Source organism: Nocardioides marinus (genome assembly GCF_013408145.1).
GTDB classification, from domain to species: Bacteria; Actinomycetota; Actinomycetes; order Propionibacteriales; family Nocardioidaceae; genus Nocardioides; species Nocardioides marinus.
In genome coordinates, this window is sequence record NZ_JACBZI010000001.1 from 3015020 (window position 1) to 3039642 (window position 24623).

Consider the following 24623-nt stretch of genomic DNA (forward strand, 5'->3'; position numbering starts at 1 on the left):
ACACGCAATACCCCCAGGGGAAGGGCGAGCAGGCATCGTTACCTCTTCGTGACCGACTGCTGACCTGTCCCCACGGCCGGCCTCGTGCCCACCAGGCCCCCTCCCCCGGAGCCGGCTCCGGGGGTCAGCCGACCTGCTCGATCTCCAGGACCCGGTCGCCGAGCCGCAGCACGTCACCAGCCAGCAGGGTGACGGGACGGCCGGGCGAGAGGTGCCGCGGGACGCCTTGGCGGATGAGCACCGAGCCGTTGGTCGAGCCCCGGTCCATCACGACCAACGAGCCGTCCTCGCCGAGGGACAGCTGGGCGTGGGTCTTGGAGACCGACATGTCCGGCGAGGCGAGGGCGACCAGGTCGGCGACCTGCTCCCCCGGTCGGGCCTGCGGTCCGCGGCCCAGGAGGGTGACTCCGCGCACCACGACCCGCTCGCCGGTGTCCGCGGTGGCACGCCAGCGCGGTGTCGCGACCGCCGGCGGGGGCGGTGCCGCGGTCGGCGGCGTGGCCGGGGGGACGGTCGGTGGGGTGGCGGGTGGGGTGGCGGGTGGGATGGCGGGGCCTCGGGTGGCCGGCGGGACGTCGGCGCGGCGGCGACCCGGCGCCGGCCCGTCGGGACGCGCGGGTGCCTCGGGTGCCTGGGGTACCTGCGGCCTGACGGAAGCGCCCGACTGGCCGTCGGGGGTGCCGGTGGCGGGGCGCGGGGTCGCGGGCGCCGGCTCCGGCGGCACCAGCCGCATGGCGGTGAGGTTGACCATCGGCTGCGGGCGCTCCGGGGCGGTCTCGGGCGCAGCGACGGGCCGGACGTCGACGACCTGGGTCCCGGCGACCTCGTCGTGCCAGCCCCGGCGACGACCCGAGCCGTCGGCGGCAGCGGTCCAGGCCAGGGTGGCCAGGCCCAGCCCGAAGGTCGGGGGCCCGGCGAGGGCGAGGACGGCCTGACGACGTACGGCGGCGGCGAACGACAGCGCGCCGTCGACCGGCTCCACGCGCAGCCCGAGCGCCGCCATGCCGGGCGTGGCACCCCGGGCCGCGAGGAGGGCGGCCCCGCCGGCGACGAGGACGACGGCCAGGGCGAGGGGCGCCGAGAGGACGAGCCAGGCAGCCTGATCGGAGGCGACCAGCAGCCAGGCCAGGCCGACGGGCAGCCCCCAGCCGAGGACCCGGTCCAGTGCGTAGGCGTGCAGCCGCCGCTCGAGGTCGGCGGGACGCAGGCCCTCGGGTCCGCGGGGGGCCCGGGCGGGCGGGGAGGAGCCCGGGACCGGTGGCGCGGTGGTGCTCACGGGCGGTCCACCGTGATCGTGAGGCCGTCGCCCAGGTCGATCACCGCACCGGGGAGGAGCTGGACCGGGATGCCGGGCCGCAGCGGCTCCTGCGGCAACCCGGGCTGGGTGAGGAGCGTGCCGTTGGTGGAGCCGAGGTCGGTCACGACGGCGCTGCCGTGGTCGGCCCCGGACCCGGGGCGGACCTCGAGGTGGGTGGAGGAGATCTCCTGCTGCGGACTGGGGACGGCGACCAGCCGGGGATGCTGGGTCGCGGTGAACCGGCGCGCCTCGGGGGCCCGGCCGAGGATCACGACCCGGTCGACGTCGACGCGCTGGCCGTCGGAGATCCGCAGCACCGCCACCGGGGCGGCCGTCACGTCCGGGGCCGGTGGCTGACCCGGGATGCCCGCGGGCGCCCGCAGGAACTCCTCGGCGCTCCACGAACCGTCCTGCGTGCGGCCGTCGTGGTCGTCGGCGGCGGGGGTCCAGGCAGGGGTCTCGGCCGGGGTCTCGGCAGGGGTCTCGGCAGGGGTCTCGGCCGGGGTCCAGGCAGGGGTCTCGGCCGGCGTCTCGGCCGGGGACTCGTCGCCCTGGTCCTCGGCGGCCGCGAGGTGCCGGAGCAGCGGCGAGGAGTCGACCACCGGCACGGGGACCCCGTGCCCGGCCGCGGCCGCCACCGGACCAGCCGCGAGGGCGGGCTCGGCGGGCCAGAGGATGCGTGCGGCGCGAACCAGCCCGTCGCCGACCTCCAGGGTCGCGCCGGTGGCCGCGGAGCCCAGCTCGAGGCTGATCGCCCGGACGTCGTCGGCGCCGGCCTCCGCCCACGTGGTGACGCTGCGGCCGTCGGCCACCGTCTCCTCGCCGTCGGCATCGAGCAGGCAGACCGCGCGACCCCGCACCACGGCACGGGTACGCCGCTCCTCGGTGCTCACCAGGGCCAGGCCGGCGAGGTCGGAGAGCCCCGCGGCCAGCACCAGGTCGAGGACCTCGTCGGCCCCCGCGCCGGCGTCGACGAGCGCCCAGGCCGACGCGGCGAGGTCGCGGCGGTCCGGGGGGAGGGCCAGGACCAGGTCGGCGCCCAGCACGACGTACCACTCCCCCGGCACGTAGGAGCGGGTCGTCGGAGCGTGGTCGGTCACGGGAGCACCCCCAGGCGCTGCTCGAGGTCGACGTCGATGGGGGTCTCGGCCCCCACGGCAGCGGTGTCGGCAGCGGCAGCGGTGTCGGGGTCGGGGTCGGGGTCGGTGAGCGCGTCGACCACGACGACCGTGGCGTTGTCACGCCCGCCGGCATCGAGGGCCGCGGCCAGCAGCGCCTCGGCGGCACGGCCGGGGTCTGCGGCGGCGGCGAGCACCCCGCGCATCTGCTCGTGGTCGAGCATCCCCGAGATGCCGTCGCTGCAGAGCACGAGGCGGGGCGCCGCGGCGAGCGGCAGGACGAACAGGTCGGGCTCGGAGCGCTGGTTGCCGCCGAGGGAGCGGGTGATCACGTGCCGCTCGGGGTGCTCCGCGGCGGCGGCCTCGGTGATGAGCCCGGTGTCGACGAGCTCCTGGACGACCGAGTGGTCCACCGTCACCTGCTCCAGCGACCCGCCCTCGACCCGGTAGGCGCGGGAGTCGCCGAGGTTGGCCAGCAGCCAGGCCGGTGCGCCCTCGTGCTGGGCGAGGACGGCGGCGACCGCGGTGGTGCCGGCCTGGAGCGGCCCGACGCCGGCGGCGCGCTGCTCCTCGGCGTACGTCGCGATCCGGCGCCGGCACGACTCCAGCACCTCCACGACCGCGTCGGCGGCGTGCACCGGGTCGTAGCCGCGCGCGGCGAGCCCGGCGAACTCCTCCACCACGATCGCGCTGGCGACGTCCCCTCCCTCGTGCCCGCCCATCCCGTCGGCGACGACGAAGACCGGCGGCTCGGCGAGGTAGGCGTCCTCGTTGACCTCACGCACCCGACCGACGTCGGTGCGGGCACCGTGCTGCAGCCGTACCCCGGTCATGCGCCGAGCCGCTGGCCGGTGGCCGGTAGCGTGGGAGGGATGGCGCAGGAGGGATACCGCTCGTTGGCCGACCAGCTGCGTGCGTGGTCGGACCAGCAGCTGTCGCGCCTGCTGCTCGCGCGTCCGGATCTGGCCACTCCTGCCCCTCAGGACTCGGGGCAGCTGGCCTCGCGGGCCGCCACCCGTGCTTCGCTCATGCGTGCGCTCGACCAGCTGTCGCGGGTCGAGCTCTCCGTCCTAGATGCCCTGGTCGTCGCGGGCCAAACCACTCCACGGGAGCTGTCCACGCTGGTGCACGCCGAACCCGCCGGCACCGACGCCGCGCTGACGCGGCTGCGCGACCTGGCGCTGGTGTGGGAGTCGCCGACCGGGCTGCGGGCGCTCTCGGGCATCGCCGACCTGCTCGTCGGCGGGCCCGACGCGGGCGTCAGCGGGCTGCGGACCCGCTCGGCCGAGCCGACCCCGCCCGACGAGGTGGCGCAGCGGCTCTCGGAGGTCTCCCCCGAGGCCCGCACCCTCCTCGAGCACGTGCTGGAGCACGGTGGCGAGGCCACGACCGGCGCCTCGCGACACACCGTGCTGCCCGAGGAGGCCCGTACCCCGCCCGAGGAGCTGCTGGCCCGGCGGCTGCTGGTGCCGCGCGGCGGCGGGTCGGTGGTGCTGCCCGGCGAGGTGGGGCTCGTCCTGCGCGGTGGCCGCACCACCACCCAGCCCGTCGACGTGGCTCCCGAGGTCCCGACCTCGCCGCGGGACGCGGCGCTGGTCGACAAGGTGGCGGCGGGCGCGGCGTTCGAGGCGGTACGCCGGGTGGAGCTGCTGCTGGACCACTGGGGCACCCGACCGCCCGGGGTGCTGCGCAGCGGTGGGCTGGGCGTGCGCGACCTCAAGGCCGCCTCCGCGCTGCTGCAGGTGGACGAGGCCGCGACGGCACTGCTCATCGAGACCGCGTACGCCGCCGGGCTGCTCGCCACCGGCGCCGGCCCGGACGGCGACCCGGCCTGGCTGCCCACCGACGAGCTGGACCGCTGGGCGACCCGGCCCGCCGCCGAGCGCTGGCAGGTGCTGGCCCGGGCCTGGCTCGACTCGCCCCGCCTCCCCGGCCTGGTGGGCCGCCGCGACCCGGCCGGCAAGACCTGGAACGCCCTGGTCCCCGAGCTCACCGGCATCCACCAGGTGGAGACCCGCCGGCTCGTGCTCGAGGTGGTCGGCGGGCTGCCCGCGGGCGAGGTGCTGGCCACCGGCACGGGTGTCCCGGGCGTGGTCGCGCGCGTGGGCTGGCTGCGGCCCCGCCGGCCACGCACGCGGGGCGACCAGGTGCTGTGGGCGGTCGAGGAGGCCGCGGCGCTCGGGGTCACCGGGCTCGGCGGGCTGGCGTCGTACTCCCGGGCGCTGGTGGCGGGCGACGACGCCGCCGCGCTGCTCGAGCCGCTGCTGCCCGCGCCCGTCGACCACGTGCTGGTCCAGGCCGACCTCACCGCGGTGGCACCCGGGCCGCTGGAGTCCTCGCTGGCGCGGCGGCTGCAGGTGCTGGCCGAGGTCGAGTCGCGCGGCGGCGCGACGGTCTACCGGTTCACCCCCGGCTCGGTGCGTCGCGCGCTCGACCTGGGGTGGACGGCGGTCGAGGTCCACGACTTCCTCGACGAGGTCTCGCGCACGCCCGTGCCGCAGCCGCTGACCTACCTCGTCGACGACACCGCGCGGACCTTCGGTGCGGTGCGCGTCGGTCACGCGGAGGCGTTCCTGCGCGCCGACGACGAGTCCGCGCTCGCCGCGATCCTGCACCACCCGCAGGCCCGGTCGCTGGGGCTGCGGCGCATCGCCCCCACCGTGCTGATCTCCGACACCCCCCTCGACGTGCTCCTGCCACGGCTGCGCGACCTCGGGGCAGCCCCGGTGGTCGAGGCGCCCGACGGCACGGTCCGCGTCGCCCGACCCGACCAGCTGCGGGCCCGGGTCCCGCGCGACCGGCGGCCGACCGCGGCCCGGTCGGCCCGGGAGACGGCCGGGGTCGCGGCGGTCGTCACCGCCGTACGCGCCGGGGACCGGGTGGCCTCCACCCGTCCCGCCGACGCCCCCTCCCTGACCCCCTCGGGCTCGCTGGCGGCGCTGCGGGAGGCGATCGAGCAGCAGGCGTCGGTGGTGATCGGGTACGTCGACAATCACGGCTCCCGCTCCGACCGCGTCGTCGACCCGATCGGCCTCGAGGGCGGGCGGCTCACCGCCCACGACCACCGGGCCGACGACACGAGGGTGTTCGCGGTGCACCGGATCACGAGCGTGCGGGCGGTGGGGTGAGCCAGACCTGTTTCACCACCCGGGTGGTGAAACAGGCGCTTGGCGACCGAAGTTCCGGTCGACAAGCGCCAGTTTCATGAGACCAGTGGGCAGTTTCACCACCCGGGTGGTGAATCTGCCCGGCACCCACCCACTCCGTACGCTTGTCCGGTGACCGACGGCCCCCTCATCGTCCAGTCGGACAAGACGCTCCTGCTCGAGATCGACCACGACCGCGCTGCCGACTGCCGCAAGGCGATTGCGCCGTTCGCCGAGCTCGAGCGCTCCCCCGAGCACGTCCACACCTACCGACTGACCCCGCTGGGGCTGTGGAACGCCCGCGCGGCCGGGCACGACGCGGAGCAGGTGGTGGACACGCTGCTGGAGTACAGCCGCTACGCCGTGCCCCACTCCCTGCTCGTCGACGTCGCGGAGACGATGGCGCGCTACGGGCGGCTGCGCCTGGAGAAGCACCCCACCCACGGGCTGACGCTGGCCTCCAGCGACCGACCGGTCCTCGAGGAGGTGCTGCGGGCCAAGAAGATCGCCGGGATGCTCGGCGCCCGCATCGACGACGACACCGTCGCCGTGCACCCCTCCGAGCGCGGCAACCTCAAGCAGGCGCTGCTGAAGCTCGGCTGGCCCGCCGAGGACTACGCCGGGTACGTCGACGGCGAGGCGCACCCGATCGACCTCGACGAGTCCGGGTGGGAGCTGCGCGACTACCAGCGCGACGCCGCCGACTCGTTCTGGCACGGCGGGTCGGGCGTCGTGGTGCTGCCCTGCGGCGCCGGCAAGACGCTGGTCGGGGCGGCTGCGATGGCCCACGCCCGGGCCACCACGCTGATCCTCGTCACCAACACCGTCAGCGCCCGGCAGTGGAAGGACGAGCTGGTGCGCCGGACGTCGCTGACCGAGGAGGAGATCGGGGAGTACTCCGGGGCCGTCAAGGAGATCCGGCCGGTCACCATCGCGACGTACCAGGTCCTGACGATGAAGCGGAAGGGCGTCTACCCGCACCTGGAGCTGCTCGACGCCCGCGACTGGGGCCTCATCGTCTACGACGAGGTGCACCTGCTGCCGGCGCCGATCTTCCGGATGACCGCCGACCTGCAGGCGCGCCGCCGGATCGGTCTCACCGCGACCCTGGTGCGCGAAGACGGCCGCGAGGGCGACGTGTTCTCCCTGATCGGCCCCAAGAGGTACGACGCCCCCTGGAAAGACATCGAGTCCCAGGGATGGATCGCCCCGGCCGACTGCGTCGAGGTGCGGGTGACCCTGCCCGAGGGCGAGCGGCTGGCCTACGCGACCGCCGAGCCCGAGGAGCGCTACCGCCTGGCGTCCTGCACGCACCGCAAGGTCGACGTCGTGAAGTCGCTGATGGCCCGGCACGCGGGGCAGCCGACCCTGGTGATCGGGCAGTACATCGACCAGCTCGACGAGCTCGCCGATGCCCTCGACGCCCCGGTGATCAAGGGCGAGACGACCGTGAAGGAGCGCCAGCGGCTCTTCGAGGCGTTCCGCACCGGGGAGGTCCGCACCCTCGTGGTCTCCAAGGTCGCGAACTTCTCCATCGACCTGCCCGACGCCGAGGTCGCCATCCAGGTCTCCGGCTCCTTCGGGTCGCGCCAGGAGGAGGCCCAGCGCCTGGGCCGCCTGCTGCGCCCCGGGCACGACGGCAAGGTCGCCCGCTTCTACACGATCGTCTCCCGCGACACCGTCGACGCCGACTTCGCCCAGAACCGCCAACGCTTCCTGGCCGAGCAGGGCTACGCCTACCGGATCGTGGATGCCGAGGACGTCTCCACCCTGGAGGCCTGAACCCGGGGACGTCATACGGACGGGACGTCCGCTGCCGCGTGGCGCATGACGTCCCGGGCCGCCCGCGCGACCTCGTGCGCTGAGCCACACCAGCTGTCCGGCGTACGACGTCGGTTCGGTCGGGCCGGGCCACGCCCCTACCCTGGGACGAGTGAAGGCGCTGCTGCTCGAGAACATCCACCCGCTGGCCGTCGAGGTCCTCACCGACCGCGGCTTCGAGGTCGAGCTGCTCCCCGGCTCCCTGTCCGAGGCCGAGCTCCTGGAGAAGCTGCCCGGCGTGAGCCTGCTGGGCATCCGCTCCAACACCAACGTCACCGAGCGCGTGCTGGAGGAGGCGCCGGACCTGCTGGCCGTCGGCTGCTTCTGCATCGGCACCAACCAGGTCGACCTGGCGGCCGCGGCCGCGCGCGGCATCGCCGTCTTCAACGCGCCGTTCTCCAACACCCGCAGCGTCGTGGAGCTGGTGATCGGCGAGATCATCATGCTCGCGCGCCGGCTGGCCGAGAAGACCGAGAAGATGCACGCCGGGGTCTGGGACAAGTCGGCCAAGGGCAGCCACGAGATCCGCGGCCGCACGCTGGGCATCGTGGGCTACGGCAACATCGGCACCCAGCTGTCCAACCTCGCCGAGGCGATGGGCCTGCGGGTGATCTTCTTCGACACCGCCGACCGCCTCGCCCACGGCAACGCGCAGCGGATGAAGACCCTCGACGAGCTGCTCGAGCGCGCCGACGTCGTGTCGCTGCACGTCGACGGGCGCCCGGGCAACGCCGGCCTCTTCGGCGCCGAGCAGTTCGCGAAGATGAAGCCGCGCTCGTTGTTCATCAACGCCGCCCGCGGCATGGTGGTCGACACCGAGTCGCTGCGCGAGCACATCTTGTCGGGCCACATCGCCGGCGCCGCGCTCGACGTGTTCCCGGTCGAGCCGAAGGCGCAGGGCGACGAGTTCGAGTCGCCGCTGCGCGGCCTCGACAACGTCATCCTCACCCCGCACGTCGGCGGCTCCACCCAGGAGGCGCAGGAGGAGATCGGCCACTTCGTGGCCAACAAGCTCGCCGGCTTCGCCCACGAGGGCCGCACCGAACTGTCGGTGAACCTGCCGGCCGTCATCGCGCCGCAGCTGCAGTCCGGCACCCGGGTCGGCTACCTCCACCACAACGTCCCCGGCGTCCTCGCCGAGGTCAACCAGCTGGTCGCCGACTCCGGTGTCAACGTCACCGGGCAGTACCTCGCCACCACCGGCGAGCAGGGCTACGTCGTCACCGACGTCGACGGCCCGCTCCCCCAGGACGTCCTCACCACGCTCGGCGGCTCCGAGCACTGCCTGTGGGTGCGCGGCTTCGAGGCCTGATCGACCCCTCGGCCGGGCGCGAGCGACGGTTCGGCCTTGAGGGTGGGACCTAGTCTCGGGACGTGAGCCTGATCGACACCACGCGGGAGCGGCTGGGCGCGGCGGTGTTCGCGCGGGTGGCCGGCCCGGAGGGGCCGCGGCAGCGCGAGCGCATCCACGGGCGCCCGGGGCCGCGGTGGTTCGCGCCCGACAGCGCGATCGCGCGGGTGCACGGCGACGCCGCCATGTTCGTGGGCGGCATCCGCGCCCTGCTGCTGCAGACCCTGCACCCGGCGGCGATGCGGGCGGTCTCCGAGCACAGCGGGTTCCGCGGGGACATGCTCGGTCGCCTCGCACGCACCAGCACCTTCTTGGCGGTGACGACCTTCGGGCACGCCGAGGACGCGGAGGCGGCCTGCTCCGCCGTACGCCGGATCCACGAGCGGGTCACGGGCACGATGCCCGACGGCACTCCGTACGCCGCCTCCGACCCGCACCTGCTGCGGTGGGTGCACGTGGCCGAGGCGCACTCGTTCCTGCTGGCCCACCAGACCTACGGCGCACGGCCTCTCGACCAGGCGGGGCGCGACGAGTACGTCGCCCAGATCGCCGAGATCGGGCGCCGTCTCGGGGTCCTCGACCCGCCGACGACCGAGGCCGGGCTGGAGGAGGCGCTGGCCTCCTACCGTCCCGAGCTGCGCGGCACCCCCGAGGCGCGCGAGGCCGTGCGCTACGTCGTGCTGCGACCGCCGATCCCCCTGCTCGCCCGCCCCGCGTACGCCGTCCTCGTGGCCGCGGCCGTCGGGCTGATGCCCGCGTGGAGCCGGCTCCCGCTGCGGCTGCCGCTGCTGCCGGTCGCCGAGCGCACCGTGGTCCGCGCGCTCGGCGGCGCCGCGACCGGCACGATCCGCTGGGCGATGAGTGCCCAGGGCCCGGGGCCCCGGGCGGCTCGGCCGGCCGGGAATCCGGTGGAGGACGAGGCGACCGCGTCCTAGTCTGGGCGGTTCGCCCGGGGCCGCTTCCACCCCGGGCCCGCTACTGCCCGAGGTGCTCACGCATGCCCGAGACCGCCCACCCGCCCGATCCCGAGCTGCTCCGCGAGCAGCAGCACCTGGCCGAGTCCCGGCGCCAGCTGGCCCGGATGCGCGAGCGCACCGCGTCGATGGACGCCGGCGCCGCGGCGGACTGGGTGAGCCGGGAGTTCCTCCAGTCCACCTTCGCGCTGCGGATGAAGCAGCTGGCCGACGACCCCACGGTCCCGCTGTTCTTCGGGCGCCTGGACTACGGCGACGGCAGCGACCACGGCGGCGAGTCCTTCCACGTCGGCCGCCGCCACGTGACCGGGCCCGACGGAGACGCGCTGGTCGTCGACTGGCGCGCGCCGGTGAGCACGCCGTTCTACCGCGCCAGCAGCGCCGAGCCCCTGGGCGTGGACCTGCGCCGTCGCTACGGCTTCGCGCGCGGCGAGCTGACCGGCTTCGAGGACGAGCCGCTGACCGGTGGCGGGGGCACCGAGCACAGCGCGATCCTCGAGGCCGAGATCGAGCGGCCCCGCGTGGGGCCGATGCGCGACATCGTGGCCACGATCCAGCCCGAGCAGGACGTCATCGTCCGCGCGGACCTCGCGCGCAGCATCTGCGTCCAGGGCGCCCCGGGCACCGGCAAGACCGCCGTGGGCCTGCACCGGGCGGCGTACCTGCTCTACGCGCACCGCGAGCAGCTCTCCCGCCAGGGCGTGCTCGTGGTCGGGCCGAACGACTCGTTCCTGCGCTACATCCGCGACGTGCTGCCCGCCCTCGGCGAGGTCGAGGCCACCCAGGCGACCATCGAGGAGCTGGTCACCGCGCCGCTGCCCGAGGGACACCGGGTCCGCGCCGAGGAGCCCGACGACGTGGCGACCCTCAAGGGCGGCGCCCGGATGGCCGAGGTGCTGCGCCGTGCCGTCTGGGCCGGCGTGGGCACCCCCACCGACGCCCTGGTCGTGCCCCGCGGCTCGCGGCGCTGGCGGGTGCCCGCCCACGAGGTCGAGGAGGTGCTCGAGGGGCTGCGCACCCGGGGCGTCCGGTACGCCGCCGCCGGCTCGATGCTGACCCAGGCCCTGGCGCACCGGGTGCTGCTGCGCATGGAGGCGGGCGGCGAGTCCCCCGACGACCGGGTGCAGGACGCCGTGGCGCGCAGCGCCCCGGTCAAGGCGTGCGTGAGGGCGCTGTGGCCCACGGTCGACCCCGCGAGGCTGCTGCACCGGCTGCTCTCGGACCCCGCCGTGCTCGCGACTGCCGCCGAGGGGCTCCTCGACCCCGACGAGCAGCGGCGGCTGCGGTGGGCGAGCCCGTCGCGCAGCGCCGGCACGGCGCGGTGGACGCTGGCCGACACGGTGCTGCTCGACGAGCTGCGCGACCTGCTCGAGCGCACGGGCTCGGTGGGGCACCTGGTCGCCGACGAGGCCCAGGACCTCTCCCCGCTGATGCTGCGCGCCCTGGCCCGCCGCTCCAGCACCGGCTCGGTCACGGTCCTCGGCGACCTCGCCCAGGCCACCACCCCGTGGGGCGCCCGCTCCTGGGCCGACGCGCTGGCCCACCTGGGCAAGCCCGACGCCCACGTCGAGCAGCTCACCCGCGGATTCCGGGTCCCCTCCGAGGTCATCGAGTACGCCGCCCGGTTGCTGCCCCACGTCGCCCCCACGCTCCAGCCCCCGACCTCGGTCCGGCGCACGCGCGGCGAGCTGCGCGTCGACCGGGTGCCAGACCCGGTCGCCGCGGCGGCCGACCGGCTCACGGGGCTGCTGGCGCGCGAGGGCTCGGTCGGCGTCGTCGTACCCGACGCCCTCGTCGGCGCGGTGTCCCGTGCCCTGGGAGACGTCGAGCACCGGGTGCTCGGCGGAGCCTCCGACGACGCGGAGGAGGAGTGGGACACCCGCGTCGAGGTGGTGCCGGCGGGCCTGGCCAAGGGCCTGGAGTTCGACCACGTGCTGCTGCTGGAGCCGGCCGCCGTCGTGGCGGGCGAGCACGACCGCCTCACCGGCCTGCGGCGCCTCTACGTCTGCCTCACCCGGGCCGTGACGAGCCTGCAGGTGCTCCACGTCGACGAGCTCCCGGCAGAACTGGGGAAGCCTTGAGCCTTTCTTGAGGCTCCCTGAAGGAGGCGGACCTAGGCTTGACGTACCGCGGTCGTCAGCCAGGACGCCGCCCGTCCACCGGAGTCGTCATGGGGACCACCTCCACCGCCCGTCGCACCGCCGTCGGCCTGCTGCTCGCCCTGCTCGTCGGGCTGCTGAGCAGCGTCGGCACCTCGACGGTGCTCGCCCCGAGCGCGCACGCGGCGGAGAAGGGTCGTGTGGTCGGCGAGGTCCTGGTGCCGGGCAACGTGAAGCTGAAGGTGCGCTGGTTCGACAAGAACTGGAACTTCCTCGGCTCGCGCAAGGTCAACGGCACGATCTACTCCCTGCGTCTGGCCCCCGGCACCTACTACCTGCAGTTCACCGACGAGCGGCCCGCCTACAACGTCGACAAGTACGCCCCCACCGACGTCCGGGTGAAGGTGCAGGCCGGCAAGAAGGTGCAGAAGAACGTCCGGATGAAGCGCGGAGCCGCGATCACCGGCACCATCCGAGCCGGCGGTCGGCCGCTGGGCGGCGCCAAGGTCGTGGCCGCCAACGCCAACGAGCAGTCGTTCTCGACCAAGGCCAACGACAAGGGCCAGTTCGCCATCGGCGGGCTCCCCGACGGCAGCTACTCCGTGTTCACCTACGACCGCAAGAAGACCTGGGTCGACAAGAGCACCTTCGTCCAGGGCCTGCGCTCGTCGCAGAAGCGCAACGTCGGCATCGTGCTGCGCAAGAAGGCCGGCAAGCTCCTCGTCGACCTGCGCGCCGGTGGCCAGCGGGTCAAGGAGACGGTGTTCGTGACCGCGATCAGCAAGGCCTCGGGCCAGTTCTGGACCGTGAAGGCCACGCGCGGCGAGGCCAGCTTCAAGGGTCTCTACCCCGGCAAGTACCGCATGGTCGCTCCCGGCGTCGGCAACTACCTCCCGCAGGACGGCGCGATCAAGGGCGCCAACGTCAAGGCCGGCCGCGCCGACCTGGCCAGCACGTTCACCTGGAAGAAGCGGGCTGCCTCGGTGCAGGGGTACGTCGTCAACGCCGAGCACCCCGAGCTCGACCTACAGCACGCTCGAGTGAGGCTGTTCGCCAGGGACGGATCCCTGATCGGGGCGGCCGTCTCCGACGCGTCGGGTCAGTTCTTCATCGGTGGACAGCTGGCCACGCAGGGCGGAGTCACGTTGGTCGTGGACCCCGACCCCGGCCAAGGTTCGACGTACCTGGGGAAGGCGCCGTACCGCTGTCAGTTCGGCACCACCGAGCTCGACGGTCTCGACCTGCAGGCCGGCACCACCCTGCAGACCGGGGACCTGCTTCTGCCCTACCTCCCGGTCGAGGAGCAGGAGAGCTACCCGAACAACGACCCGAACTGCGTGCCCGCTGAGTCCTGACGGCACGCGCAGGCGATGACCGATCGGTCATCCGATGTCACCCGACTGTGTCCTGATGGTGCCCGAACGGTGGACCACCGGTGCCCCGGGCGGCCCTAGGTTCGAGACACGACCACACACCGCACGACGACCGCAGCGCACGACGACCGATCGCACCCGAGGAGGCACCATGCAGCACCGCACCGACCACGGCACGATCCGCCTGCGTCTGCTCGCCGCGACCCCCTGCGTCGCCCGCGTCGCGTGGTACGCCAGTGACCGGCTCGTCGGGGAGCGCCGGCTGTGGCGCCGGGAGACCGACCTGGTCCTCCCCGAGGGCCACTGGACCCTCGAGGTCACCGACGAGCGCTCCGCCCACGACCCCGCCCGCCTGGCGCCCACCCGGCTCGACGTGCAGGTCCGCGCCGGCTGGTCGACCCCCGTGGACGCCGTCCTGGCCCGGGGGGCGGTCCTGACGGGCTTCGTCGCCGACGCCGCGCCACGTCTGGCCCGGTTCGCCACGGTCACGGCGACGACCGCCGACGGCCGGACCTTCTCGGTGCGCGCCGACGGCCTCGGCGCCTACACCCTGGCCGGCCTGCCCGGGACCACCTGCCTCGTGCGCGCCGCCAAGGGCACGCTGCGCTCGGCGCCCGTGGTGGTCGAGCCTCCCGGCGGCGAGCCCCGGGAGCTCGACCTGGTCCTCACCGAGACGTCCGCGGCGACCTCCCGCGCGGGCGCTCCCGAGCCACGGGTCGGCGCTGCGTTCGCGGGCCGGGTGCTCGACGAGGGCACGGGCACGGCGTCGTACGCGGCGATCGTGGAGGTGCGCGACTCCCGCGGCGTGCTGCTGGGCCGCACCCGCACCGACCACCGCGGCCGTTTCGTGGTGGGCGGCGACCTGCCCGCCTCCAGCGGCCTGACCGTCGTGGTCAAGTCCGGCCCCGACCGCATCGCCGTCGACGAGCGCCGGCTGCGCGGCCTCGGCTGCCGAGAGGCCCAGCTGGTCGACCTCGGGGAGGTCAGCCTCCCCCGGGTGCTGCACGACCCCCGCCCTGCGCGGGCCAGCCTGCCCCGCGCGACCGCGGCCGCGATGTCACTCCCGGCGACCCGGGTCTGAGCCCGGCGTCAGCTGACGGACATGTCCGTGGTGGGGTCCCAGAACGCGCGCATCGCCGTGATCCTGCCGTCCTCGTCGAAGACCATGTGGTCGATCGGGGCGACGGTGTAGCTCTGCTCGCCCACGGTCGTGACGAGCTCGAAGTGGAAGACCGCCTCGCCGCCGGCGATCCGGACGACGCCCAGGCTGGTGCGTGCCTCCATGCCCTCCAGACCGCGGTAGAACTCCAGGATCGACTCCCGGCCCCGGCGCACCTCGGTGCCGACCGGGTCCTCGACGGTCGCGTCCTCGGCGTAGAGGTCGGCGATCTCCACCGCCGTGCCGGTCGCCACCAGGGCGATGTAGGACTCCACGACCTCGCGGATCTTCTCGGTGCTCGCGGCCACGGCCACTCTCCTCCTCGGATCGCTCCCCCGCGGGAACGAGAACAGGTTCTAGTGCGGCCGACCCTAGCGTGCGTCGGGTCACCTCCGTCGGCGCCATGGGGTTCAATGGGGCGATGCCTGCCGCGAACGACCTCCGGGTCCAGCTGCGCGCCCACTGGCCGCTCTCGGGTGACGAGGCGCTGCGCGAGGACCTGCTCGACGCCTGGGACCGCCCGGGCTACCACGACCTGCAGCACCTCGCCGACGTGCTGGCCCGTCTCGCCGAGCTCGCCGAGGCCGGTGTCGACTACCCCCACCTCCCGGTGTGGCTGGCCGCCTGGTTCCACGACGCCGTGTACGACGGCGAGCGCGACGCCGAGGAGCGCTCGGCGACCTGGGCCGAGGACGTCCTGCCGCTCACGGTCGGCGAGGAGACCGCCGCCGAGGTCGCCCGGCTGGTGCGGATGACCGAGACCCACGAGCCGGCCGAGGACGACGTGGCCGGCTGTGCCCTCTCCGACGCCGACCTGGCCATCCTCGCCGCACCGGCGACCCGCTACGCGGCGTACGTCCGCAGCGTGCGGGAGGAGTACGCCCACCTCGACGAGGACGCCTTCGCCCTGGGCCGCGCCCAGGTCCTCGAGCACCTCGCCGAGAAGCCCACGTTGTTCCACACCGAGCCGGCACGCGCCGCCTGGGAGTCGGCCGCGCGGGCCAACCTCGCCGACGAGCTCAGCGACCTGCGCCGGGTCGCCAGCTAGGGCTCGCCCAGCGGGTCGGGGCGGGGCTTGCGCACCCGCAGGCCGGCCGCGACGAGACGACGCACGAGCTCGCGGCTGGTGACCGGGACGGCACCGGCGGCCACCACGTCGTCGTACCACTCGGCGGGCACGTCGTAGTGGTCCCGGTCGAAGCCGCGCCGCGAGAACCCCAGGCCCTCGGCGAACGCGTGCAGCTCGGCCACCGAGGAGTCGCTGGCCAGGTGCGACCACAGCCGGCCGTGCCCGGCGGCGTTCGGAGGGTCGATGAGGATCACCACGCCCGCCACCCTAGGCAGCAGTGCTACTAATGGGACGGTGGACGTCGCACTGCTCTTCGAGGCCAGGTCCCGGGTCCTCGCGGACCTCGAGGCACGTCAGCAGGCGACCCCCGTCGCGGTGTCGGCGCTGGAGGAGGCCGTCTCGGCGCGCTCGTGGTGGGCCGAGCAGTGGCCCGAGGGTGTGCAGTACGTCGCCGGGCTGATCGCCCAGGACGTCCAGGACGCCCTGTTCGACTCGACCGGTCGCTGGCCGGTGTGCGACTGGTGCGACGAGGACGCCGAGCACATGGTGCACATCCAGCCCGACCTCGGCGGTCCGGACCCGACGTGGGTGTGCGAGGAGAGCGGGAACCCCGTGGCGCCGCTGGGTCAGCTGCCGCGCAGGGGCGACTGACGCCCGCTCGCTGCTCGACCACCGGGGTGACGCCCGCTCGCTCGACCACCGATCAGCGGATCCGCTGACGCGTCTCCGCTAGCCGTCGTGGCCGAGCTGGACCCACAGGGTGTAGCGGTCGGCTCGGTAGACCGACCGCGAGACCTCGACGACCTTCTCCCCGGAGACGGCCCGGCGGGAGTGCCGCAGGACGGCGCTCATGGGGTCGACCTCCAGCAGCGAGGACTCCTCGCTGGTGGCCTTGTCGGCGTTGACGGAGTCCTCGGCCCAGGTGGGGCGCAGGCCGCGGGACTCCAAGGAGTCGTAGAGGCTCGTCGGCATGCCGCTCTGCAGGAAGCCGGGCAGCAGCACCTCGTTGAGGTAGGCGTCCTCGATGCACATCGGCACGCCGTCGGCGCGGCGCAGCCGGCGCCAGTGGATGACGGCGTCGCCCTCGGTGAGCGCCAGGGCCCGGGCGACGCCGGGGCCGGCCTGCTCGCGTCGCGCGAGCAGCGTCTGGCTCTCGGCGAGCATGCCGCGGCGGGTCATCTCCTCGGTGTAGCCGGTGATCCGGGAGGCGGTCCGTCGCGGGCGCGCCACGAAGGTGCCGCGGCCGGGGATCCGCTCGAGGAGGCCCTCGACGACGAGCGCGTCCATCGCCTGACGGACCGTCATCCGCGCCACCCCGAAGTGCTGGACGAGCTCGCGCTCGGACGGCGCCGGGGAGCCGGGCGCCGCTCCGGTGACGAGGTTGCGGACGTACTCACGGACCTGGACGTGCTTGAGCGCCCGCCCGTCCGTCACGAGAACCTCTTCCACGCTCAGCAGACTAGACAACCTCCTCCGGACAGGGGCCGGAACCGAGAAATCCGTCCTCTACCACGCAGCCGAGCCGCACCGCACCACGCACGCGGGCACGAGTTGCCAAAGCGGCCGTCGCGACCTGGCAACACTCGCCGGACGGCGCAGCGGCAGCGCAGCGGCGGCGCCGGACCCGCCGTCCGCGCTACTCGGTGGCGATGGCGCGCAGCACGTCGAGGCGGGCGGCGCGGCGGGCGGGGAGGACGGCGGCGAGGACGCCGACGACGACCGCGAGGACGAGGTAGACGCCCAGCTGACCCCACGGCACCGCGATGACCTCGAGGCCCTCGTCGCGCAGGGCGGTCATCATCACCACGCCGAACAGCACCCCGAGGACGACCCCGAACACGGCGCCGAGCACCGAGATGGCCACCGACTCGAGGGTGACCATCCGCCGCAGCTGCCGGCGACCCAGGCCCACGGCCCGCAGCAGGCCCACCTCGCGGGTGCGCTCGATGACCGACAGCGCCAGGGTGTTGACGATGCCGAGCACCGCGATGACCAGCGCCAGGCCCAGCAGGGCGAAGACCATGAGGACCAGCTGCTCGATCGGCTCGCGCTGCACCTCGGCGTACTCCTGCTGGTCCTGGGCGGCCAGCGTCGGCTGGTCGGCCAGCACCTCGTCGATGCGCTCGCCCAGCACGTCGGCGGGGGTGCCGTCACCGAAGACCACGAGCATCCGGTCCTGGTCGGCGAAGCCAGCCCGCCCGCTGAACGCCTCCGGGGAGACCAGCGCGGTCGCCGGGACGACCGGGTTGGCGGCGTAGGTGCCGGCCACGGTCCACTCCTGCTCACCTCCCGGGACCTCGAGCACCACCGTGTCGCCCACCGCCGCGTCCAGGCCGTCCGCGACCTGGTCGGCCAGGAGCAGCTCCTGCTCCCCGGTGGGCGGCTGCGACCCGTCCAGCAGCTCCAGGCCCAGCAGGTCGAGGTCGTCGGCGCTGACGGCACCGATGAAGGCGAAGTCGCCCTCGACCCGGGCCACGTCGTAGCGCTCGACCGCCACCCGGTCCACACCGTCGACCTCGGCGAGCGCGTCGGCGACCGAGGGTGAGAACGGGCCGCCGAAGAGGTTCGTGACGACGTAGTCGCCGACGAAGCTCTCCTCGATCTGCTGGTCCACCGACGCCGAGGCCGAGGCCCCGGCGATCGACATCGTGCCGGCCAGCGCCAGGCCGATCATCAGCGCCGAGGCGGTGGCCGCGGTGCGGCGGGGGTTGCGCAGGGTGTTCTGGCCCGCGAGCACCCCGACGGTGCCGAAGACGCGGCGGAACAGGGCGGCGGCGCCGGCCAGCAGCGGCATCGACAGCAGCGGCGAGGCGGCCGTGACGCCGAGCAGGATCGCCAGCACTCCCGCCCCGACGACCCAGCCCGCGTGGTCGGGGTCGGCGAACAGACCCACCGCGAGCGCGATCCCGCCGAGCACCGCGAGCACCAGCCCGACCACCATGCGTCGGCGCAGCGAGGACTCCGGCAGCGCCACGTCGTCGCGCAGCGCCTGCACCGGCGCGATGCGCCCGGTGCGCAGCGCCGGCACGAGCGCGGCGACGACGGTGACCAGCACGGCGACGGAGTACGCCGCGACGGGCGTGCGTGCGGCGATCACGAGCGGCTGGCCGGACAGGTCGAGGCCGACCTGCGCGAAGAGCGCGGCGAGGGCCTGGGCCAGCACGATGCCCAGCCCCAGGCCGAGGGTCCCGCCGAGCAGCCCGAGGACGAGCGCCTCGACCAGCACCGAGCCCGTGACCTGGCGGCGGCTGGCCCCCAGGGCGCGCAGCAGCGCCAGCTCGCGGGAGCGCTGGGCCACCAGGATCGAGAAGGTGTTGACGATGAGGAAGGCCCCCACGACCAGGGCGACGCCGGCGAAGACCAGCAGGAAGGTCTCGAGGAAGCCGATCGCCTCCTGCAGGTCGGCCGCGTTGGACTCGGCAGCCTCGTCGCCGGTGACGGCCTCGAGGTCCCCACCGAGCACCTCGCGCACCTGCTCGGCCAGCTCCTCCTGGCTCACGCCCTCGGCGGCGGTCACCCACACCTCGGTCCAGGCGTCCTGCCCGCCGAGGAACAGCTCCTGTGCGGTGGCGGCGTCGAAGGCGGCGAGGGTGGCGCCGTTGAGCGATCCTCCGTCGGCGAAGTCGGCCAGGCCGACCAGCGTCGGCTCGACCCGCGCCTGCTCCCCGGGGGTCTGGATCGGGACCGTGTCGCCGACGGCGTACCCCGCACGCTCGGCGGTCCGGGTGTCGACCACGACGTCCTGGGGCCCCTGGGGTGCGCGTCCCTCGACGATCACCAGGCCCTCGCGGCCGTCGACGGCGGGGGCGTCGCTCCACCCCTGGCCCAGGGCCGGCGGGCCGAAGCCACCGACCGGCCGGTCGTCGGTGTCGATGACGTAGACGCCGATCGAGGCCACCTGCCCGTCGGCACGCGCCGCGCCGGGGAGGGCCGCGAGCTCGGCCACGACGTCGCCCGGGACGGTGCGCGAGCCGGGGGGACCGCCGCCCTGGCCGTCCGGCCGCACGACCACGTCGCCGGCGGAGGAGGCGAAGATCGAGTCGAAGGAGCGTTGCAGCGTGTCGGAGAAGACCAACGTGCCGACGACGAAGGAGACGCCGAGCACGATCGCGAAGGTGCTCATCAACAGCCGCACCTTGCGGCCGAGCAGGCTGCGCAGGGAGACGCGGAGCACGGCTCAGGCCTCCTGGGCCGCGGCGTCGTCGCGCGGGGCGGCGGCCTCGGTCATGCGCGCCATGACCTCGAGCACGGCCTCGCGGTCGGGAGAGCGCAGCTCGTCGACGACCCGGCCGTCGGCGAGGAAGACCACGCGGTCGGTGTACGCCGCCGCGACCGGGTCGTGGGTGACCATGACGATGGTCTGCTGGTGCTCGTCGACGCTGCGGCGCAGCAGGCTGAGCACCTCGGCACCCGACCGGCTGTCGAGGTTGCCGGTCGGCTCGTCGGCGAAGACGATCCGCGGCCGGCTGGCCAGCGCGCGGGCCACCGCGACCCGCTGCTGCTGCCCCCCGGAGAGCTGGTTCGGACGGTGGCCCAACCGGTCGTCGAGGCCCACCGTCGCGACCACCTGGTCGAACCACGCGGAGTCCGGACGGCGCCCGGCGATCGCCAGCGGGAGCAGGATGTTCTCCTTCGCGGTCAGGGTCGGCACGAGGTTGAAGGACTGGAAGACGAAGCCGATCTCGTCGCGCCGCAGCGCGGTCAGCGCCTTGTCCTTCAGGCCGGTCAGCTCCACCTCGCCGATGCGCACCGAGCCGGAGTCGGCGGTGTCCAGGGCCGCACAGCAGTGCATGAGGGTCGACTTGCCCGAGCCGCTGGGGCCCATGACGGCGGTGAACTCCCCCGCCCCGATGTCGAGGGTCACGCCGTCGAGCGCGCGCACCTCCGTCTGGCCCGAGCCGTAGGTCTTCGTCAGGTCACGCACGCTGGCCGCCACGGTCATGGGTCCACTCTCGCCGACCCCGGGGACCCGCGCCACCGGGTTCCCCCTGAGAGGACCCCGACCCCGTCACCCCCCCGCTCCCGCCGAGCCGGCGTATCAATACGCCGGCTCGGCACGTCGGCGGGTCACGACACGCCCGGGACTGCGTCGAACACCTGTTCGACCTGCGACGTATCCTGGGGGCCATGGACTTCCAGGGCACGCTCTTCGCCGACCAGCCGCAGGGTCGGGAGTCACTGGTCGGGGCGCTGGCCGCCGCCGAGCGCCACCCGCTGGCCCACGGCGCGTGGGTCGACGTGCGCCGGACCTGGCTGCCGGACCCCGACGAGGTGTTCGACGCCCTGGTCGCACGCGTCCCGTGGCGCGCGGAGAGGCGCCAGATGTACGACCGGCTGGTCGACGTGCCGCGACTGGTCTACACCTACATGATCGACCAGGAGCTGCCCCACCCCGTGCTGACCGAGGCCCGCGACGCCCTCAGCGAGCACTACGCCGACGAGCTCGGTGAGCCGTTCCGCACGGCGGGCTGCTGCTACTACCGCGACGGCCGCGACAGCGTGGCCTGGCACGGCGACACCATCGGCCGCGGCTCCAGCCACGACACCATGGTCGCCATCGTCTCGGTGGGCGACCCGCGCCGACTGATGCTGCGCCCGCGCGGCGGGGGCGAGAGCCTGGCCTTCGAGCTCGGGCACGGGGACCTCCTGGTCATGGGCGGCAGCTGCCAACGCACGTGGGAGCACGCGGTCCCGAAGGTCGCCTCGGCCGGCCCGCGACTCTCGGTGCAGTTCCGACCCTTCGGCGTGTTCTGAGGCCGCGCCCGCCGCGGCCCCATCGAGGATCCCTCAGGGACCGGACCGGTCCGCATCCCCGTCGGGGGTAGCGCAAGGTAAAGGTCAAGGTAAAGGATGACGGCGGCCGACCAGCCCCCCAGGTCGACCACCAGGAGGCGAGCATGGACCAGCCCCGGCCGACGCCGGTGCCACCCGGTGCCGCTCGCACACCCACGCCGGAGGGTCGGGGTCAGCTCTTCCTCGTGGGCATCGTGGCCATCGCCCTCGCGGTGCTCGTCGTCGCGCTCATGGCGCTCATCGGCTGACCGGCACTCATCGGCTGACCCGAGCGGTGCCGAGCCGGTGCAGCACCCGACCCGGCAGCCTCAGAAGGACACCTGCGGCGGAGCGTCGTGCCCCTGCGGGGCGTCGTAGAACTCCCGCCGCCCGACACCGGCGACGCCGGACAGGAACATCCACGGGATGGTCGCGACCAGCGTGTTGAGGGTGCGGGTGGCGTCGTTGTAGTACTGCCGGGAGAAGGCGATCTGGTCCTCGGTTTGCGCCAGCTGGCGCTGGAGCTCGAGGAAGGTCTGGTCGGCCTTGAGGTCGGGGTAGGCCTCGGCCACGGCGTTGAGTCGCACCAGGGCCTGCTGCAGCGCGGCGTCGGCGGCGGCCCGGGCGGCCACATCGTTCCCCCCGGCGGCCTGCGCGACCCCGGCCCGCGCCCGGGTCACCTCCTCGAGGACCCCGCTCTCGTGCGCGGCGTACCCCTTGACCGTCTCGACGAGGTTGGGCACGAGGTCGGCGCGGCGGGTCAGCTGGACGTCGATGCCGCCCAGCGCCTCCTGCGCGGCGATGTCGGCGGTGCGCAGCTTGTTGAAGCCGACGACGACGAAGCCCACGAGGAGCACGACGACGGCCAGGACGATCAGCAGGGGGATCATGGGCCCATCCTGGCGGGCCCCGTCACGGCTGTCACCAGGACCCGCCGCCACCTCCGCCGCCACCGCCGCCACCGCCACCGCCCCCGCTCGAGGAGGAGGACTGCGTCGCGTTGTACGCCGAGATGGCCGAGTCCACGCTCTGCTCGAGGTCGTGGGCGATCCGGTCGGTCCAGGCCGAGCCCGAGCTGCCGGCGTACCACGCGGCCCAGTGCGGGGCCGGCGGGTCCTCGCCGACCTCGAAGCGGTACTTGGCCGCCCACTCCTTGGCGCAGTCGAAGGCGACGGCCCACGGCACGTAGGCGGTGTAGAGGTCGTGGCGATCGCCGAAGTCGAAGCGCTGCTTGCTCGACGGGGTCGACAGCACCCGCTCGAAGCCCCCCACCTCCGACCACAGCCGACGCCCCAGGGAGGTACGCCGGGTGCCCGCCCCGGGCACCAGCAGCGGCGCCGCGCCCACGGCGAGGCCACCGGGCAGCAGCGCCCAGGCACTCATCCCGAACGGGTTGACCACGACCGCGACGACCGCGAGCGCTGCAGCGAGCAGGACCAGCACGCCACCGAAACCGCCCAGCCCCGCCCGCACCACGGTGCCGGAGTCCCGGCCCCACTGCCGCACCGCAGCCTCGAACTCGTCGGTCTCCCGCTTGAGCCTCTTGCCCGCCTCGACGCTCTTGCGGGTGAAGGTGAAGCTGCCGCCGCGCCGGGCCACGCCGATGACCTGACGGGTGACGTCGTCGAGGTCGGCCTCGACCCGTGGGTCCCCGTGGCGCTGGATGGTCCACCCGTCATCGTGCGGGACGAGGGTCAGCGCCCCCCGCTCCGCGGCGTGCAGCAGCGAGGCCACGTAACGCTCGCGGCCGACCCGCTCCCTGGCCACGTAGTAGCCCTGGGCGGGGCCCAGCCCCGCCGGCGGCGCGTAGGTCAGCGGGAGCCCGGGCTGTCGCTCGCGGGCCCGGTGCGCGAGCAGGGCGCCGTAGGCCAGGGCGAGCAGTCCGAGCAGGACGACGACGACCAGCAGCCAGACCCGGGTGCCGAGCACCGGGTCGAGACGCGGCGCCCACGGCAGGGTCTCCTGCGCAGGCGGGGCGGGCAGGTCGAGCGTGGCCGTCACCGTGACGGGGGTGCGTGGGGCCAGCGGGCCGGTCACCACGACGACCCGGTCCGTGCCCCCGCCGACGGCGGTGCAGCCGCCGCGCACCCCCTGGCCCTGGTCGCAGCGCACCTCCCCCAGCGTCGCCGCCGGCAGCCTGAGCGACACCTCGGCCTCGTCGATGCGCTGCGCCCAGCCGCCGGGCACGACGTCCCAGCGCAGCTCGGCGCGCCCGTCCTCGCCCTCGGTGAGCACGTCGGCCAGCTCGTAGGTCAGCCGGTAGGTGTGGGAGCCGGGGGTCAGCGTCACCTCGGCGTCGCCGATGCGCCACACGAGGTAGCGCCCCGCGCCGGAGGACTCGGTCACCCAGTCCTCCCGTGCGCCGTCGCGCAGCACCTCGACGTCGCGGGGCCGCACCCGGCCACCGTCGACCGCGGAGTCGGCGCGGTCGAAGAAGCGGAAGATGCCGTGCCGGTCGTAGGTCGAGACCTCCAGCACGATCGTCTCGCGCACGCGCGCCGAGCCGTCGGCGCGGACGACCATGTCGACGTCGTACCTGCTGATCGAGGTCGGCTCGCTGCCGCCGCCGGAGTCCTCCAGACCGTAGAAGGCGGCGGGTGCGAGGACGAGGCCGCACAGCAGGACCAGACCCAGGAGCAGGCCGAGGAGGCGAGTCACGCCCCGGAGCCTAGTGCCGCGCGCGCGGGGCAGGACGGGGCGTGACCCGACGACCGGCTACCGCAGGATCCGGCGTACGACGACGAGCAGCGCCACCAGGCCCAGCACCGCCGCGAGCCGAGGACCGTAGGTCCGCAGCAGGACCGGCAGCACGGTCGCCCCGAGGTCCAGCGAGTCGTCGGCTCCCGTCGCCGCGGGCGCGGGACGGGGGGCCGGCGACGACGGCGGGGGGGCCGGGCGCGCCGCCGCCGGCGCCGGGGGTGGCCCGTCGGGTGCCGAGGAGCCCGACGACGCCGGCTCCTCCGGCTCCGTCGAGCCCTCGGGGGCAGCGGGCTCGGGCGCACCGAGCCGCTGCTCGAGGCAGCTGACGAACTGTCCGAGCAGCTTGTCGGAGACGTCCTGCATCACCCCGCGGCCGAACTGCGCCGGCTTGCCGGTGATGGCCAGGTCGGTGTCGACCTGCACGTCGGTCGACTCCCCGGCGGCGGTCATCGCCAGGGTGACGGTCGCGCCGGCGGTGCCGTTGCCGCGCTTGTCCTTGCCCTTGGCCTCGACCACGAAGCGGTGCGCGTCGTCGTCCTTCTCCACGAAGGTGCCGGACCCGGCGTACTGCAGGGCGATCGGCCCGAGCTTGACCTTGACGGTGCCGCGGAAGGTGTCCCCCTCGACGTCGGTGACGACGGCGCCCGGGAAGCACGCGGCCAGGGCCGCGATGTCCCCGAAGTGCGCCCACGTCGCCTCGATGTCGAGGGGGACGGTGAAGCTGTGCCTGAGCTCCACGCCTGC

General features: G+C 74.5%; 22 protein-coding genes. 11 read left to right on the plus strand and 11 right to left on the minus strand.

Annotated features, from left to right (window positions below):
• Positions 1 to 124: 124 nt before the first annotated feature.
• From BKA05_RS14330 to BKA05_RS14340, 3 genes are read right to left on the minus strand one after another with little or no spacing between them, the layout of a single operon-like run.
• Positions 125 to 1276 carry an RDD family protein gene (locus BKA05_RS14330; protein WP_179532026.1) on the minus strand — a complete coding sequence of 384 codons (1152 nt, stop codon included), beginning with the start codon at positions 1274 to 1276 and terminating at the stop codon, positions 125 to 127.
• Positions 1273 to 2397, minus strand: coding sequence for an FHA domain-containing protein (locus BKA05_RS20365; RefSeq protein ID WP_179532027.1), 1125 nt, complete (start codon positions 2395 to 2397; stop codon positions 1273 to 1275). Before BKA05_RS20365 ends, BKA05_RS14330 begins: the two co-directional genes overlap by 4 nt.
• Positions 2394 to 3248, minus strand: a complete 855-nt coding sequence (locus BKA05_RS14340) for a PP2C family protein-serine/threonine phosphatase (RefSeq protein WP_179532028.1) — start codon at positions 3246 to 3248, stop codon at positions 2394 to 2396. The genes BKA05_RS20365 and BKA05_RS14340 overlap by 4 nt, the downstream gene beginning before the upstream one ends.
• 39 nt (positions 3249 to 3287) lie before the next feature.
• Here BKA05_RS14340 and BKA05_RS14345 point away from each other — a divergent pair, with 39 nt between their 5' ends.
• The 7 genes from BKA05_RS14345 (at position 3288) to BKA05_RS14375 (ending at position 14260) form a co-directional block, all read left to right on the plus strand.
• The gene (locus BKA05_RS14345) at positions 3288 to 5543 is read left to right on the plus strand and encodes a helicase-associated domain-containing protein (RefSeq protein ID WP_179532029.1); all 2256 of its coding nucleotides are present in this window, start codon (positions 3288 to 3290) and stop codon (positions 5541 to 5543) included.
• A gap of 150 nt (positions 5544 to 5693) precedes the next feature.
• The gene (locus BKA05_RS14350; protein WP_179532030.1) at positions 5694 to 7343 is read left to right on the plus strand and encodes a DNA repair helicase XPB; all 1650 of its coding nucleotides are present in this window, start codon (positions 5694 to 5696) and stop codon (positions 7341 to 7343) included.
• A 151-nt stretch (positions 7344 to 7494) separates the two neighbouring features.
• Entirely contained in the window at positions 7495 to 8694 is a 1200-nt protein-coding gene (gene serA, locus BKA05_RS14355; protein WP_179532031.1) for a phosphoglycerate dehydrogenase, read from the plus strand.
• A 62-nt stretch (positions 8695 to 8756) separates the two neighbouring features.
• Complete coding sequence (locus BKA05_RS14360) at positions 8757 to 9668, plus strand: oxygenase MpaB family protein (protein WP_343045690.1); 912 nt, start codon at positions 8757 to 8759, stop codon at positions 9666 to 9668.
• Positions 9669 to 9730: 62 nt separating this feature from the next.
• Entirely contained in the window at positions 9731 to 11788 is a 2058-nt protein-coding gene (locus BKA05_RS14365; RefSeq protein WP_179532032.1) for a HelD family protein, read from the plus strand.
• Positions 11789 to 11877: 89 nt separating this feature from the next.
• A complete protein-coding gene (locus BKA05_RS14370; protein ID WP_179532033.1) occupies positions 11878 to 13161 on the plus strand; it encodes an MSCRAMM family protein in 1284 nt (427 codons plus the stop codon).
• 169 nt (positions 13162 to 13330) lie between these two features.
• Positions 13331 to 14260 (plus strand): carboxypeptidase-like regulatory domain-containing protein, encoded by a 930-nt coding sequence (locus tag BKA05_RS14375; protein ID WP_179532034.1) that lies wholly within the window; start codon positions 13331 to 13333, stop codon positions 14258 to 14260.
• An 8-nt stretch (positions 14261 to 14268) separates the two neighbouring features.
• Here the strand turns inward: BKA05_RS14375 and BKA05_RS14380 are convergent, their stop codons facing one another.
• Positions 14269 to 14646: a nuclear transport factor 2 family protein gene (locus BKA05_RS14380; protein WP_179532035.1), complete on the minus strand. Its 378-nt coding sequence runs from the start codon at positions 14644 to 14646 to the stop codon at positions 14269 to 14271.
• Between the two features lie 113 nt (positions 14647 to 14759).
• Between BKA05_RS14380 and BKA05_RS14385 the strand changes: the two genes are divergently transcribed.
• Entirely contained in the window at positions 14760 to 15386 is a 627-nt protein-coding gene (locus tag BKA05_RS14385; RefSeq protein ID WP_246289806.1) for an HD domain-containing protein, read from the plus strand.
• On the opposite strand, the gene BKA05_RS14390 is transcribed toward BKA05_RS14385, so the two are convergent.
• Positions 15383 to 15664 carry a DUF4031 domain-containing protein gene (locus tag BKA05_RS14390; RefSeq protein WP_179532036.1) on the minus strand — a complete coding sequence of 94 codons (282 nt, stop codon included), beginning with the start codon at positions 15662 to 15664 and terminating at the stop codon, positions 15383 to 15385. The two genes, BKA05_RS14385 and BKA05_RS14390, sit on opposite strands and share 4 nt — an antisense overlap.
• Positions 15665 to 15701: 37 nt before the next feature.
• On the opposite strand from BKA05_RS14390, the gene BKA05_RS14395 reads away from it, so the two are divergent.
• The gene (locus BKA05_RS14395; RefSeq protein ID WP_298755216.1) at positions 15702 to 16058 is read left to right on the plus strand and encodes a hypothetical protein; all 357 of its coding nucleotides are present in this window, start codon (positions 15702 to 15704) and stop codon (positions 16056 to 16058) included.
• A 78-nt stretch (positions 16059 to 16136) separates the two neighbouring features.
• Here the strand turns inward: BKA05_RS14395 and BKA05_RS14400 are convergent, their stop codons facing one another.
• The 3 genes from BKA05_RS14400 to BKA05_RS14410 all read right to left on the minus strand — a co-directional run bounded on the left by BKA05_RS14400 (position 16137) and on the right by BKA05_RS14410 (position 20349).
• Positions 16137 to 16856: a GntR family transcriptional regulator gene (locus tag BKA05_RS14400; RefSeq protein ID WP_179532038.1), complete on the minus strand. Its 720-nt coding sequence runs from the start codon at positions 16854 to 16856 to the stop codon at positions 16137 to 16139.
• Positions 16857 to 17043: 187 nt separating this feature from the next.
• Positions 17044 to 19581, minus strand: coding sequence for an FtsX-like permease family protein (locus tag BKA05_RS14405; RefSeq protein WP_179532039.1), 2538 nt, complete (start codon positions 19579 to 19581; stop codon positions 17044 to 17046).
• 3 nt (positions 19582 to 19584) lie between these two features.
• The gene (locus BKA05_RS14410) at positions 19585 to 20349 is read right to left on the minus strand and encodes an ABC transporter ATP-binding protein (RefSeq protein WP_179532040.1); all 765 of its coding nucleotides are present in this window, start codon (positions 20347 to 20349) and stop codon (positions 19585 to 19587) included.
• 185 nt (positions 20350 to 20534) lie between these two features.
• Between BKA05_RS14410 and BKA05_RS14415 the strand changes: the two genes are divergently transcribed.
• The gene (locus BKA05_RS14415) at positions 20535 to 21161 is read left to right on the plus strand and encodes an alpha-ketoglutarate-dependent dioxygenase AlkB (protein WP_179532041.1); all 627 of its coding nucleotides are present in this window, start codon (positions 20535 to 20537) and stop codon (positions 21159 to 21161) included.
• Between the two features lie 143 nt (positions 21162 to 21304).
• Positions 21305 to 21448 (plus strand): hypothetical protein, encoded by a 144-nt coding sequence (locus BKA05_RS14420; protein ID WP_179532042.1) that lies wholly within the window; start codon positions 21305 to 21307, stop codon positions 21446 to 21448.
• A 60-nt stretch (positions 21449 to 21508) separates the two neighbouring features.
• Here the strand turns inward: BKA05_RS14420 and BKA05_RS14425 are convergent, their stop codons facing one another.
• From BKA05_RS14425 to BKA05_RS14435, 3 genes are read right to left on the minus strand one after another with little or no spacing between them, the layout of a single operon-like run.
• The gene (locus BKA05_RS14425) at positions 21509 to 22069 is read right to left on the minus strand and encodes a LemA family protein (RefSeq protein WP_179532043.1); all 561 of its coding nucleotides are present in this window, start codon (positions 22067 to 22069) and stop codon (positions 21509 to 21511) included.
• Between the two features lie 31 nt (positions 22070 to 22100).
• A complete protein-coding gene (locus BKA05_RS14430) occupies positions 22101 to 23837 on the minus strand; it encodes a DUF2207 domain-containing protein (protein ID WP_179532044.1) in 1737 nt (578 codons plus the stop codon).
• 57 nt (positions 23838 to 23894) lie between these two features.
• Positions 23895 to 24617 (minus strand): SRPBCC domain-containing protein, encoded by a 723-nt coding sequence (locus BKA05_RS14435; RefSeq protein ID WP_179532045.1) that lies wholly within the window; start codon positions 24615 to 24617, stop codon positions 23895 to 23897.
• Positions 24618 to 24623 lie beyond the last annotated feature (6 nt).

Bases quoted from the DNA above. Each gene is read 5' to 3' on its own strand.
- BKA05_RS14420 (WP_179532042.1), top strand. From the start codon at position 21,305: ATGGACCAGCCCCGGCCGACGCCGGTGCCACCCGGTGCCGCTCGCACA.
- BKA05_RS14370 (WP_179532033.1), top strand. From the start codon at position 11,878: ATGGGGACCACCTCCACCGCCCGTCGCACCGCCGTCGGCCTGCTGCTC.
- BKA05_RS14425 (WP_179532043.1), bottom strand. From the start codon at position 22,069: ATGATCCCCCTGCTGATCGTCCTGGCCGTCGTCGTGCTCCTCGTGGGC.
- BKA05_RS14340 (WP_179532028.1), bottom strand. From the start codon at position 3,248: ATGACCGGGGTACGGCTGCAGCACGGTGCCCGCACCGACGTCGGTCGG.
- BKA05_RS14415 (WP_179532041.1), top strand. From the start codon at position 20,535: ATGGACTTCCAGGGCACGCTCTTCGCCGACCAGCCGCAGGGTCGGGAG.
- BKA05_RS14410 (WP_179532040.1), bottom strand. From the start codon at position 20,349: ATGACCGTGGCGGCCAGCGTGCGTGACCTGACGAAGACCTACGGCTCG.
- BKA05_RS14375 (WP_179532034.1), top strand. From the start codon at position 13,331: ATGCAGCACCGCACCGACCACGGCACGATCCGCCTGCGTCTGCTCGCC.
- BKA05_RS14365 (WP_179532032.1), top strand. From the start codon at position 9,731: ATGCCCGAGACCGCCCACCCGCCCGATCCCGAGCTGCTCCGCGAGCAG.
- BKA05_RS14345 (WP_179532029.1), top strand. From the start codon at position 3,288: ATGGCGCAGGAGGGATACCGCTCGTTGGCCGACCAGCTGCGTGCGTGG.
- BKA05_RS14385 (WP_246289806.1), top strand. From the start codon at position 14,760: ATGCCTGCCGCGAACGACCTCCGGGTCCAGCTGCGCGCCCACTGGCCG.